The organism is Nocardiopsis chromatogenes YIM 90109, assembly GCF_000341185.1.
Lineage (GTDB): Bacteria > Actinomycetota > Actinomycetes > Streptosporangiales > Streptosporangiaceae > Nocardiopsis_A > Nocardiopsis_A chromatogenes.
Genome location: NZ_ANBH01000013.1, coordinates 1 through 12,471, shown reverse-complemented (window position 1 = coordinate 12,471; position 12,471 = coordinate 1). Strand labels below are relative to the sequence as shown.

At 75.7% G+C, this 12,471-nt stretch carries 10 protein-coding genes; 9 read left to right on the top strand and 1 reads right to left on the bottom strand.

What is annotated here, in order from left to right; genetic code table 11:
• Positions 1–1,071: 1,071 nt before the first annotated feature.
• Together D476_RS0101240 and D476_RS0101235 are read left to right on the top strand one after the other, a co-directional pair.
• Positions 1,072–3,060 carry an ABC transporter ATP-binding protein gene (locus tag D476_RS0101240; RefSeq protein ID WP_017622167.1) on the top strand — a complete coding sequence of 663 codons (1,989 nt, stop codon included), beginning with the start codon at positions 1,072–1,074 and terminating at the stop codon, positions 3,058–3,060.
• On the top strand, positions 3,057–4,901 hold the full coding sequence (locus tag D476_RS0101235; RefSeq protein ID WP_017622166.1) for an ABC transporter ATP-binding protein: 1,845 nt from the start codon (positions 3,057–3,059) through the stop codon (positions 4,899–4,901). Before D476_RS0101240 ends, D476_RS0101235 begins: the two co-directional genes overlap by 4 nt.
• Before the next feature lie 498 nt (positions 4,902–5,399).
• Here D476_RS0101235 and D476_RS0101230 read toward each other — a convergent pair whose 3' ends face one another.
• Complete coding sequence (locus tag D476_RS0101230; RefSeq protein ID WP_017622165.1) at positions 5,400–6,386, bottom strand: SIS domain-containing protein; 987 nt, start codon at positions 6,384–6,386, stop codon at positions 5,400–5,402.
• Between the two features lie 510 nt (positions 6,387–6,896).
• Between D476_RS0101230 and hisI the strand changes: the two genes are divergently transcribed.
• The 7 genes from hisI (at position 6,897) to trpC (ending at position 12,047) form a co-directional block, all read left to right on the top strand.
• Positions 6,897–7,298, top strand: a complete 402-nt coding sequence (gene hisI / locus D476_RS0101225) for a phosphoribosyl-AMP cyclohydrolase (RefSeq protein WP_017622164.1) — start codon at positions 6,897–6,899, stop codon at positions 7,296–7,298.
• On the top strand, positions 7,295–8,017 hold the full coding sequence (locus D476_RS0101220; RefSeq protein WP_017622163.1) for a Trp biosynthesis-associated membrane protein: 723 nt from the start codon (positions 7,295–7,297) through the stop codon (positions 8,015–8,017). Before hisI ends, D476_RS0101220 begins: the two co-directional genes overlap by 4 nt.
• Positions 8,017–8,391, top strand: a complete 375-nt coding sequence (locus D476_RS0101215; protein WP_017622162.1) for an HGxxPAAW family protein — start codon at positions 8,017–8,019, stop codon at positions 8,389–8,391. The genes D476_RS0101220 and D476_RS0101215 overlap by 1 nt, the downstream gene beginning before the upstream one ends.
• Positions 8,392–9,786: 1,395 nt before the next feature.
• Entirely contained in the window at positions 9,787–10,107 is a 321-nt protein-coding gene (locus D476_RS31745; RefSeq protein WP_152529187.1) for a CD225/dispanin family protein, read from the top strand.
• 21 nt (positions 10,108–10,128) lie between these two features.
• The gene (locus D476_RS0101205) at positions 10,129–10,374 is read left to right on the top strand and encodes a hypothetical protein (protein ID WP_017622160.1); all 246 of its coding nucleotides are present in this window, start codon (positions 10,129–10,131) and stop codon (positions 10,372–10,374) included.
• Positions 10,375–10,573: 199 nt separating this feature from the next.
• Complete coding sequence (locus D476_RS0101200; protein ID WP_017622159.1) at positions 10,574–11,059, top strand: DUF2752 domain-containing protein; 486 nt, start codon at positions 10,574–10,576, stop codon at positions 11,057–11,059.
• 181 nt (positions 11,060–11,240) lie between these two features.
• Positions 11,241–12,047, top strand: a complete 807-nt coding sequence (trpC, locus tag D476_RS0101195; protein WP_017622158.1) for an indole-3-glycerol phosphate synthase TrpC — start codon at positions 11,241–11,243, stop codon at positions 12,045–12,047.
• The last annotated feature ends 424 nt before the right edge of the window (positions 12,048–12,471 follow it).

The following is a 12,471-nucleotide window of genomic DNA, read 5'->3' as shown; positions in this document are numbered from 1 at the left end:
CCGCGTGTAGCCGATATCGGCCCCGCGCGGGCCTCGGGAGCCCGGCTGAGGCGCCCGGACGGCCCCGCGCCTGCCCCCGCACCCGAACCGAATGCCCCAATCGGACACAAATGGGGCATTCCGTTCCCAGAACCTGTTCTGGAATCGCGCTCTTCGTCGTCCCGAGGCCGCCGGGGACGTCGTTGGGCGCGTTTCCCGGCCCCGCCCGCACCTAACGCGGAGTATCCGCCCAGGTCAGGGGCGTGCCGGGTGGTGCGGTGCGGGCCAGGGGTCCGCCCCGGGTGTCGAAGAGCGTGAACCCCGGGACCGCGCCGCCCGCCCCGGACCGCGAGGAACCCGCCGCCCGGCAGGCAGGGCCGGGCAACCGCCCCGCTTGCTCCGTCGCCGCCAAGAACAGCGACCATCCGCACACCCCAAACCCGACAGCGCTGCCGGAAGGGCCGCCGACCTTCGTCGTCGCCGCCTTCCGCCCGTGCCCCGCCAACCCGGCACCCGGCCAGGGCTGTGAGTGGGGCACCGGCCGCGCCGCCGCCAACGACAGCGACCATCCGCACGCCTGCCGCCCGACAGCGGCACCGCAAGAGGCGCCGCCTTAGTCGTCGCCGCCCTCCCCCTCACATCCCGGCGGCCCGCCGCCTAGCAAGCAGGGCCGGGGAACCTCCCAGCTCGCTCCGTCGCCGCCCCTCACGGCGACCACGCGCACGCCCGGCGGCCGACAGCGCTACAGGCCGGGCCGCCGACCGTCGTCGCCCCTCCCAACCAGGCGCTCCGCCGACCCGCCACCCGGCCGGGACCCGTGAGTGAGGTACCTGCCGTCCCGTCGCCCTCGACCAAGATGACCCTCCGCTCGCCCGCAGCCCGGCGGCCCTGCGCGTCCTTGTCACCGCCACCGGGTGGAATAGGCGGCATCCGGGGGGCGCTGAACAAAATCGATACTCTCGGTGGCTCGCCGCGCAGTAGGTTGGTCCGGCACATGCCGTCCCTTGATCGGATGGCATGTGCTTTTTGCGGGCGCCCACCGGCGCGACGCGACCGAGAGCCACCGAACACCGTGGACGAACAGGGGGCCGCATGGCGCAGTCAACCGCGAACGGCGACGGGGCGGGCGGGAGCCGCGGCGCCTCCGGAAGCCGCGATCGGCGGATCTTCGCCCGCGGCCTGCGGGTGCTGTGGGTGGCGATGCGCACCGAACCCGCCGTCTTCCTCGTCGCGGTCTTCGGCGCCTCCCTGCACGCCGCCGTCACCGTCGCCTCCGCCGAAGTCCTCGGCCGCGTCACCGACCAGGTCATCCTGCCCGCCTTCCAGGACGGGCGCACCACCGCCGGAGCCCTGACCGCGGCCGCGGCCGCACTGCTGGCCGTCGGCGTCCTGAAGGCCGTCGGCCTGGGCCTGCGCCGCCTGTACGCCGGGCTCATGCAGTTCCGCATGCAGGCCCGCTACCGGCGCCAGGTCGCCCGGAAGTACCTGCGCCTGCCCCTGGCATGGCACCACCGCCACCCCGCCGGGCAGCTGCTGTCCAACGCCAACGCCGACGTCGAGGCCGCCTGGCAGCCCCTCGCCCCCCTGCCCATGGTCGTCGGCAGCCTGTTCATGCTGCTCATCGCCGCCGTGGCGATGGTGTTCACCGACCCCGTGCTGGCCCTGGTCGGATTCGTCGTCTTCCCGCTGCTCTTCGCCGTCAACGTGGTCTTCCAGCGCAAGGCCGCCCCCGTGGCCACCCGCGCCCAGGCCCTGCGCGCCGAGGTCAGCGAGGTCGCCCACGAGTCCTTCGACGGCGCCCTGGTCGTCAAGACCCTGGGCCGGGAGGACACCGAGACCGAGCGCTTCACCGCCGCCGCCCACCGGCTGCGCGACGCCCAGATCCGGGTGGGCCGCATGCGCGGCCTGTTCGACCCCGTCATGGAGGCCCTGCCCAACCTCGGCGTGCTCGGCGTGCTGCTGGTCGGCGCCTGGCGGCTGTCCACCGACGCCATCGCCGTCGGCGACCTGGTGCAGATGTCCTACCTGTTCACCCTGCTGGCACTGCCCATCCGGTCCTTCGGCTGGCTGCTCGGCGACATGCCGCGCAGCGTCGTCGGCTGGGACCGCGTGTCCACCGTGCTCGGCGCCGACGGCGCCATGGAGCACGGCCGGGCCCGCCTCGACGGCCGCGGCGGCATCGGGGTGAACGTGCGCGGCCTGGACTTCTCCTACGAGGACGGCGGCGCCGACCGCGACCTGGCCGACGACGGCGACGGTGACGGTGCGGCCGGGGCCGCCGCCGCGGACGGCGGCCGGGAGGGGCGCACCACCGTGCTGCACGGCGTCGACCTGGACATCGCCCCCGGCCGCACCGTCGCCGTCGTCGGCCCCACCGGATCGGGCAAGTCCACCCTGACCACCCTGCTGCTGCGGCTGGTCGACCCCGACACCGGCACCGTCGCCTACGACGGCACCGACGTGCGCGACCTGGCCCCCGGCCAGATCCCCGCCGCGGCCGCCCTCGTCCCCCAGTCCACCTTCGTCTTCGAGGACACCGTCCGCGACAACGTGGCCCTGGACACCGGCGCCACCGACGCCGACGTGTGGGCCGCGCTGCGCCTGGCCCGCGCCGACTCCTTCGTCGCCGCCCTGCCCGACGGCCTCGACACCCGCCTGGGCGAGCGCGGCGCCAGCCTCTCCGGCGGCCAGCGCCAGCGCCTGGCCCTGGCCCGCGCCGTGGTGCGCCGCCCCCGCCTGCTCGTCCTGGACGACGCCACCTCCGCCGTCGACCCCCAGGTGGAGGCGCAGATCCTGGCCGGGCTCCGGGAGACCGACCTGGCCGCCACCGTGGTCGTCGTCGCCTACCGCAGGGCCACCATCGAACTCGCCGACGAGGTCGTCTACATGGAGGGCGGCACCGTGGCCGACCGGGGCCCACACGCCGACCTGCTGCTCCGCTCGCCCGGCTACGAGCGCCTGGTCACCGCCTACGAGCGGGCGGCCGAGGAGCGCGCCGCCGCCGAACGGGCGGCCGCCGCAGGCGCCCCCGACCAGTCCGCCGAGGGCGGCCCCGCCGCCGAAGAGGAGGCCCTCCGATGAGCGCGCCCGCCGCCACCCGCGACCGCTCGGCCGAAGAGCGGGAGCCGGGCCCGGGCCCCGAGGCCGCCGCCCCGGGGCTGAGCCGCTCCAGCCTCGGCGCCTTCGCCACCATCGGCCGGGGCCTGGCCCTCTCCCCGGAGTTCACCCGCGGCCTGGGCTGGACCGTGCTGTTCGCCCTCGTGGCCACCGCCGGGAAGATCGTGGTGCCGCTGGCCGTCCAGCAGACCATCGACAACGGCATCGCGGTGGAGGGCGGCCCCGACGTCGACTTCACGGTCCTCGCGGTCGCCGTGAGCACCGCCGTGCTGGCCGTCACCACCGTGTGCTCCTACGTGATGAACGTGCGCCTGTACCGGGCCACCGAGTCGGGCCTGGCCACCCTGCGCCGCAAGGCCTTCCGGCACGTGCACGACCTGTCGGTGCTCACCCAGAACAGCGAACGCAAGGGCGCCCTGGTCTCCCGCGTCACCTCCGACGTCGACCAGATCAGCACCTTCATGCAGTGGGGCGGCATCCTGCTCATCGTCAGCTCCGGCCAGCTGCTGGTGGCCACCGTGCTGATGGCCGTCTACTCCTGGCAGCTCACCCTGGTGGTGTGGGTGTGCTTCCTGCCGCTGCTGTTCGGCGCCCGGTGGCTGCAGCGGCTGCTGTCCAAGGCCTACCTGTCGGTGCGCGAACGCACCGGCGAGATGCTCGGCGTCATCGGGGAGACCGTGGTCGGCGCCGCCGTCATCCGCGCCCACGGCACCGAGGACCGCACCGCCCGCCGCATCGACGAGCGCGTCCTGGCCACCCGCAAGGCGCAGGTGCGGGCGCAGCGGCTGTCCATGTCGGTGTCGCCGTTCGCCGAGCTCGTCGCCGCCGTCGGCAACGCCGCCGTGGTCGTCACCGGCGTGCTGCTGGGCGTGGGCGGCCACCTCACCCCCGGCCAGCTCGTCGCCTTCCTGTTCCTGGTCACCCTGTTCGTGCAGCCGATGATGATGGCCACCGAGATCTTCAACGAGGCGCAGAACGCCATCGCCGGGTGGCGCCGCGTGCTGGGCGTGCTCGACACCGAGCCCGACGTCGCCGACCCGGGCGACGGCGGCCGGGAGCTCCCCCGCGGCCCGGTCGGGGTCCGCTTCGACCGGGTCTCCTACGCCTACCCGGGCGGCCCCACCGTGCTCGACGGGGTGGACCTGGAGATCGCCCCCGGCACCCGGGTGGCCGTGGTGGGCGAGACCGGGTCGGGCAAGACCACCTTCGTCAAGCTCCTCACCCGCCTGATGGACCCCTCCGACGGGCGGGTGCTGCTGGACGGCGCCGACCTGCGGGAGGTCGCCTTCTCCTCGCTGCGCAGCCGGGTGGTGATGGTGCCCCAGGAGGGGTTCCTGTTCGACGGCACCCTGGCCGACAACATCCGCTTCGCCCGGCCCGAGGCCACCGATGCCGACCTGGAGCGGGCCGTGGCCGACCTGGGCCTGGGCGACTGGCTGGCGGGCCTGGCGCACGGCCTGGACACCCCGGTGGGGCAGCGCGGCGAGTCCCTGTCGGCGGGGGAGCGCCAGCTCGTGGCGCTGGTGCGGGCCTTCATCGCCGACCCCGACCTGCTGGTGCTGGACGAGGCGACCTCGGCGGTCGACCCGCACACCGAGACCCGCATCCAGCGGGCGCTGGACCGCATCACCGACGGGCGCACGTCGGTGGCCATCGCCCACCGGATGTCGACCGCGGAGGCCGCCGACGAGGTCCTGGTGTTCGACGCGGGCGAGGTCGTCCAGCGCGGACCGCACAAGAGCCTCGCCGCAGAGGAGGGGGTCTACGCCGACCTGTACGCCTCCTGGGTGCGCAGTTCGGCCTGAGGCGCCGGACGGGGCGGAGCCGGGCTCAGGCGGAGCCGGCGGGGGCGGGGCTGCGGGTTACGTCCCCCCGGAGGACACTGTCGGCGGATTCGGCGGGGTGGTGTTGCCGGTGCCGTCCCAGCGGGACGGCGGGGCGGAGTGCGGCGGGACCGGGTGGCTGTCGTGTCGCCGTGTCCCCGTGACCGCCGCTGCCGCGATGACATCGGCCCGTGCGGATGCACGGCCCACCGGAACAGCGCCGACCAATAACCGGACCTGCCGTCTCGCTCGCCTGCGCCCCGGCTGAACACCCTGCCGGATTCGCCGACCTCGCCAACCGTGTCGGCCGGAGGGGTGGAGGCTGCGTCCCGCCGGGCCAGGGCGGAGGCCATGGCCGTGGGGTGAGGCGCCGGTCAGGACTCCGGAGGCCACACCGCTCCAGCGGATGTCATCGAGGCGGTGTCGGGCCGGTACCCGTGCGGCATCGGGGCGGAACCCGGGCGGCCGGGCCCTCCGCCGTCACACCCCCCGGGCCGCCCACCAGCGGGCCGCGAGGATCTCGGCGACCAGCGGCTCGGTCAGCAGCGCCACGTCCGGGTCGGTGTCGCCCAGGTACCGCACGGTCGCCGCCGCGCCCTCCACCTGGCCGCCCACCGCCACGAACCGGCCCCGCAGCTGCAACAGGTGCTCGGAGAACCGCTCGTCGTAGTGCGACCCGGCGAACAGCAGCGCCCGGTAGTCGCTCACCGCCGCCAGGTACCGGCCCGTGTGCGACCACTCCGCCGTCTCGAACGCGAACGACGCCAGCACCGGCCCCTGCCGCAGCACCAGGCTCGCCTGCTCGGCCGACGCCTCCCGCTCGGCCGGGGCCGCCGTATGCACCGGCCCCCCGCCCTCCAGCGCGGCCGCCGCCTCCGGCACCCACGCGCGCGCCCGCTCCAGCAGGTCCGCCGAGGCATTGGAGGCCCGCCGCAGGGTCGGCACCAGGTCCGCCGAGCGGCCCAGCGGCCGCGCCCCCAACCGGTGCCCCAGGTGCAGCAGCTGCGCCAGCGCCAGCCGGTGGCCCCGGCAGTTCAGGCCGCTCTTGTCCGGCTCGTCGCCCAGCGGCACCAGGATGTCGGCGTAGCGGGCCGCCGGGGAGGTCGTGTCGTCGGTGATCACGATGATCGCCGAGTCCCCCACGTACCGGTCCAGCGCCGTGCACAGCTCCCGGAGTCCGCCGCCGACCGCGACCGCCACCACCAGCGTCGCCGGGCCCGCCGGAAGCGACCCCTCGGCCGAGGGGTGCTCGGCCGTCGCACCCAGCCCCGCCCGCCGCAGCCGGTGCGCCGCCGCCTCGCACGCGTGCCGCGCCGAGCCCGTGCCCAGCATCAGGATCCCCGCGGGCTCGTCGTCCACCAGCGCGGGCAACGCCTCGTAAGGGTCCTTGCGGGCCAGGCGGTCGGCGAGCGCGTTGAGCGCCGCGGGCACGCCCGCGAGGTCGGCGGAGAGCAACTGCGCGGTCACACGGCTCCTTCTCGGGTCTTGCGAACGCCCCCGACGATACTCGCCGCCCGCCGTCGGCCCGCAGCATGGCCGTTCCCACCGCGCGGACGGGGAGGGCGGGGTGCGCGGTTCGGGATCGTGCCCGCCACCGGCGGTTGCGGGGCCTGCGAGCCCGGCGCGGCTTCACAGGCGTGACCGGCGGACCGCCCTTGGGCGGGCGGCCCGCGTCCGCCTGCCGAAAGTGACGCCACTGCGGCCGACGCCTTCGGGGCGCCGGTCTCGGAGCGCTGGTCAGGGAGTGGACCGTGGGGCTGCCCCCTCCCTGGTCCGCAGCGGTGGCGGTGGCGCTGGCCCGGTCGGCCGGCAGCCGCACTCCGGCCCATGCGACCGGTCCGGCCGACATGTGCGGACGGCCGGTGAGGGCGCGGCGAAAGCCGGACCCGGACCGCACACGGAAGAGCATGATCAACACAACACGCCCTAAGGCCGACCCGGCCGCGGACGGCGCCGACCCGCACATAGGCTGTCACCATGACCGCCCGCCCATCCGAGGGCGGCCCGGCAGGCGCGCCCGCCAGCGGGCTCGCCCCCGAGGTCGCCGCCCGCCTCAAGCGCACCCCCGACGGCCTCGTCCCGGCCGTCGTGCAGCAGCACGACACCGGCGAGGTGCTCATGCTCGCGTGGATGGACGACGAGGCCCTGCACCGCACCCTGACCACCCGCAGCGCCACCTACTGGTCGCGCAGCCGCGGCGAGTACTGGGTCAAGGGCGCCACCTCCGGAAACGTGCAGCGGGTCGTCTCGGCCGCCCTCGACTGCGACGGGGACACGCTGCTGCTCAAGGTGGACCAGACCGGCGCCGCCTGCCACACCGGCGACCGCACCTGCTTCGACGCCGGTGCCCTGCCGGTGGCGGTGGAGGACGGGTCGTGACCGGCCCGCAGACCGGCCCGGACCGGGCACGCGCCAAGCGCGAGTACACCTCCGCCCTGGCCGCCACCGCGGTCGGCGCCGCGGCCCTGATCACCGCCGCCGGGCAGACCTGGGCCAGCGGCGACGTCGAGGTGACCGGCCCGCTGGCCGCCGCCCCCGTCCAGGTGGACGGCGCCACCGCCGCCCCGGCCGTGGCGGCCATGGGCTGGGCCGGGCTCGCCGCGGTCGCCGCCCTGATCGCCACCCGCGGCCGTGCGCGCACCGCCGCGGGCGTCCTGATGGTCCTCTTCGGGGCCGGGGCCCTGGCGGGGGTGTGGACGGGCACCCGCGGGTCCGCCCTGGCCGCCGCCGCGCTCCAGGCCACCACCGCCCGGGGCGAGCTGGGCGGCCTGCACGTGGAGTGGGGGTGGCCGGCCCTGGCCGCGTTCGGCGGGGCCGTCCTGCTGGCCGCCGGGGCCGCCGCCGCGTGGCGGGGGCCTGCCTGGCCCGCCATGGGCAGCAGGTACGATCGCCACGGCGCCTCCGCCGCGACCTCCCGGAACGGCCCGGTCGACCCCGCCGACCTGTGGAAGTCGCTGGACCACGGAGAGGACCCCACCGCCGACCCGGCCCAGGGCGGCGCGTCCGCCGAGGACGCCGGCGGCGCCCCCGACAACGACGATTCCGACCGCGACCGCGCCCGACAGGCGGGCGCACCGGCAGCACAGAAGGAGCCCTGATGGCCGACGCACACCACGAGGAGCACGAGGACCACGGCAACACCGTCGCCGCGTGGTTCCTCACCATCTCCTGGATCGCGGCGTGGACCGTGGCCGGCGCCGCCATCATCCTCGGCGGGGACATCATCGTCTGGACCGCGGTCGGTCTGGGCGCCAGTGTCGTGCTGGCGGTCGTCGCCGGGGTCATGAAGAAGGCCGGGCTGGGCCGCAACGAGCCGCGCCCGGTGCCGCCGACGCGCGAGCAGTGGGAGTCCGAGCGCGCCAAGGACGCCAAGGCCTCCGGAAAGTCCGCCGAGAAGGCGGGCAAGGCCGAGAAGGCGGACGAGAAGGGCGGCGACGACGACAAGGAGCCCGCCACCGCGGGCGCCAAGTAGCCACCGCCCTACCCCCGGTCGGAGGGCCCTCCCCAGGGCCCACGGACCGGCTGGGGCCGCCCGGACCGGCCGCACGGCCGGGCTGACGCAGGCCCCGAACGAGACCGGCACGGCCCGCTCCCCGTGGTGCACCACCACCCGGAGCGGGCCGCGGTCGTGTCCGGGGGAGGAGCGGAGGGCCGTGGCGCCTTCGCCCGCCTCGGGCCGGGGGAGTAGGGGCGGGCGGAGCGGTGGGTCCCGCGCCTCGGGCTCCGGCCGGACGGCAGGTCGGCGGAGTGTCGGGTGGCAAGGGCAGCGACGAGGAAGGTCGGCGGCCCTTCCTGCAGCGCGGTCGGCCACCGGGCCTTCGGATAGTCGCTGTTCTTACCGGCGACGGCGACAGCGGGGCGGTTCCCCGGCTTTGGCTGCCGTCCGGTGGGCCCCTCGCGGTCCGGGCAGGCGGCGCGGCCCCAGGGTTCGCGGTCTTCGTCGCCCGGGGCGTCGACCATGCCCGCGCCATGACACCCGGCAGTCCTGTGACCTGGGTGGATACTCTGCGTTAGGTGTGGGAGGGGGTGGGATGCGTGCCCAGCGACGCCTCCGGCGACCCCGCGGCGGGGAAGACGGCGAATCCGGAACAGGTTCTCGGATGGGAATGCCCGGTTCATGCCCGTTCGGAGCGCTCCGGTCGGGTGCGGGGGTGGGTGCACGGTCTCCCGTGCGCGCCCGCCGGGCGATAAGGGCTCGCACGGGACCGATATCGGCTACACGGGGTGACGTCGGGCCTGGTAGACGGCCTGGGTGTGTCGATAAGGGGCCTTCGGGGGCGGATCGGGTTCGTGGGTCGCGACGAACGCACGTTCGCACCGCCCTCGGGCCCGCCCCGGGTGTCGGATAGGGCGCGGGAGGGGTCCCTGCGGCCGGAGAACCAGGGTGAATCGGATACTGGGCCGGGAGTGGCGCGGCCGAAACCCGCCTTCCGGGTTCCGCAACCGCTCCGGGGCCGTCCTGCATGGTGGAAGCACACATAATCGCTGATCAGGTGTCGCTTCCACCACGCAGGACGGCCTTGAGCATGCGGGGGAGGGCTCGGTGCGGGCTCGCCTCCGGGCCGAGGCCGCATTCGGCCATGGGCCGTGGGGCGGCCCCCCTGCCGCGCATCCGGATCAGGCGTGTCCTCCCCGGCATCCCGGTAGCCGGTCGGCGGCGCGACGGCCGGCCGGGGCCTGTTGCCGCGGCTGCGGGAAGGGCACCCTGTGCGCTGTCCGTCTGGCACAATGCCTAGCGATCTGCGGCGAAAAGCGGGCGTCCCCGGCCCTGAGACCGTCGGCTCCCCCCCCTGCACACCCGCGCGCGACGGTGCGCCGCCGTGGCCCCTCACACGTTGGCGTCACAGGTACAGAGAAGCAGGTTGTGATGAGCTATCCACCCCCTGGCCCCTCGCACCCTCCTCCGTCCGGCGGCCCGCCCCCCGACGTGCCCCAGGACCGGCCGCCGAAGATCGGCATGCCCGACCTCATCCTCGCGCTGATCGTCTTCCCGCCGCTGGGCATTCCCGCCCTCATCTTCGGCCTAAGGGTCGGCTCCTCCTGGCGGGTAGGGGACCACCAAGGCGCCTACGACGCCTATTACAGGGCGGAGAGATTCAAGAAGTGGTCCTTCGTCGCCGTCGTCATCACTATGGTGCTCGGCATCGCGCTGACCATCCTCATGAACCTGGGGATCATCGTGTTCTAGGGCACCGCCACCTCCGGAGGCGTGGAGGGCGGTACCGACTCGGGTTACGACGACTACGACACCGGTGACGAGGACTTCGACCAGCAGATGGAGGAGCTGAACGAGAGCCTGGACGACGGCCCTGAACGGCTACCGACCGGCCGGTGCGCCGCCGACCGGGTACACGGTCCGCGTCGCCCCGGCCGCCCCGCATCCGCCGACGGCGCCGCACCGCGCGGAGCGGCGCCGTTCCGGGACAGGGCCGGTCCTCCAGAACCGGTGGCGTGACCCGTAGGCGTCCCGGGAGAGACGCTCGCCCGGACCGCGAGAAACCACGCGCCCGGCAGGTGGGGCCGGGGAACCGCCCTGCCCACTCCGTCGCCGCCCTTCCCGGTAACCGCACGCACTCCGTGTGATCGTCAGCGCTGCGGCGAAGGCCGCCCTCCTTCGTCGCCGCCGGGGAGCGGCACCGTCTACACTCGGCCCCGTGGAGACCCCGACCGCCGCACCGCGCCCCGCAGGCCGCCTCCGTGCCCTCGCCGGGCGCGTGCACCCCGCCACCTGGCCCCTGCTGCTGGGCGCCGCGGGCACCGCCGGGCTCCTGGTGGTCCACGCCATCGACCCCAACCAGCCCGGCAACTACCCCACCTGCCCCTGGCTGACCGTGACCGGCACCTGGTGCCCCGGCTGCGGCGCCACACGCGCCGTGCACGCGCTGACCAACCTCGACATCGTCGGCGCCGCCCAGATGAACGTCCTCCTGCTGGCGTTCATCCCCTACCTCGCCTACGGGTACGGCCGCTGGCTCTACCGGTCCTTCCGCCCCGAGGCGCCGCCCGGCAAGGGCCTGCGCCCCGCCGCGGCCCTCGTGCTGCTGGCCGTCGTCCTCGTGTACACCGTCGTGCGCAACACTCCCCTCGGCCTGTTCCTGGCCCCCGGCGGGGTGCCCGCCCCCGCCCCCATCTGGGGCTGAGCCCGGCGGCGGGGCCCCGCCCCGATCCGCGGGGCGGTGACCCCCCGCCGTCGCGGGACGGATACGATCGGACGACACCGGGGCGCGGACGATGAGCCTTCCCGCCGTGTGCCCCGACGCCACCGGCGTCCACCGCGGCGGCGGACGCCACACCACAGCTATCTGGAGGGGGCAGGCCCACGTGAGCGTGCTCGACGAGATCCTCGACGGGGTGCGCGACGACCTCGCCGCACGGCAGGCGCAGACGCCGCTGGAACGCCTCAAGGAGATGGCCGCCGCCGTCCCCCGGCCACAGGACGTGGTCGCCGCCCTGCGCCGGCCCGGGGTGCAGGTGATCGCCGAGGTCAAGCGCTCCAGCCCGTCCAAGGGCGCCCTTTCGGCCATCGCCGACCCGTCCGCGCTGGCCAAGGACTACGCCGACGGCGGGGCGTGCGTGATCAGCGTGCTCACCGAGCGCCGCCGGTTCAGCGGCAGCCTGGAGGACCTGGCCGCGGTGCGCGCCGCCGTGCCCACCCCGCTGCTGCGCAAGGACTTCGTCGTCAGCGCCTACCAGCTGTGGGAGGCGCTGGTGCACGGCGCCGACGCGGTGCTGCTCATCGTCGCCGCCCTGGAGCAGGATGCCCTGGTCTCGCTGGTCGAGCGCGCCGAGTCGCTCGGCCTGACCCCCCTGGTCGAGGTGCACACCGAGAAGGAGGCGGAGCGGGCCCTGGAGGCCGGCGCCACCGTCATCGGCGTCAACGCCCGCGACCTGACCACCCTCAAGGTCGACCGGGACACCTTCGCCCGCGTCGCCCCCGCCATCCCCGACGACCGCATCAAGATCGCCGAGTCCGGCGTGCGCGGACCGCACGACCTGCTCGCCTACGCCGGTGCCGGCGCCGACGCGGTGCTCGTCGGCGAGAGCCTGGTGACCGGCCGCCACCCGCGGACCGCCGTCGCCGACCTGGTCACCGCCGGGGCCCACCCCGCCCTGAGGGACCGCCGATGACCCCGCCCAGGGAACCGCTGCACCGGCGATGGCCCGGCCTGCCCTGAGGGGGGGACCGGCGCCCGCGCGCCTGCGCGCGCCGACGGCGCCGCGCGCCTGCGCGCGCCGACGGCGCCGCGCGGCTTCCGGGCCTGCAACCGGGCCGCACGGCACGGTCCACCGGCCGCCCCGAGGGCAGGGACACCGCTCGACCCGCGACGCGGCGGCTCTCCGGTCCGTTCACGGCGGACCGGACCGCGCGGCGGCGCCCCACCGGCGCCGCCCGCACCCCGAGCCGGCCCGCGGCGCGGACCGGGGCGGGGCCTCCCGGACCGTTCCGGCGCCCGCCGCGCGGGGGCCCGAGCGGCGGACACGGCCGCAGGCGGCCGCCCGCCGGAGGCCCTCCGAGGAGCCCGCCCCCGGGGCCCACACGCCCCGACCGCCC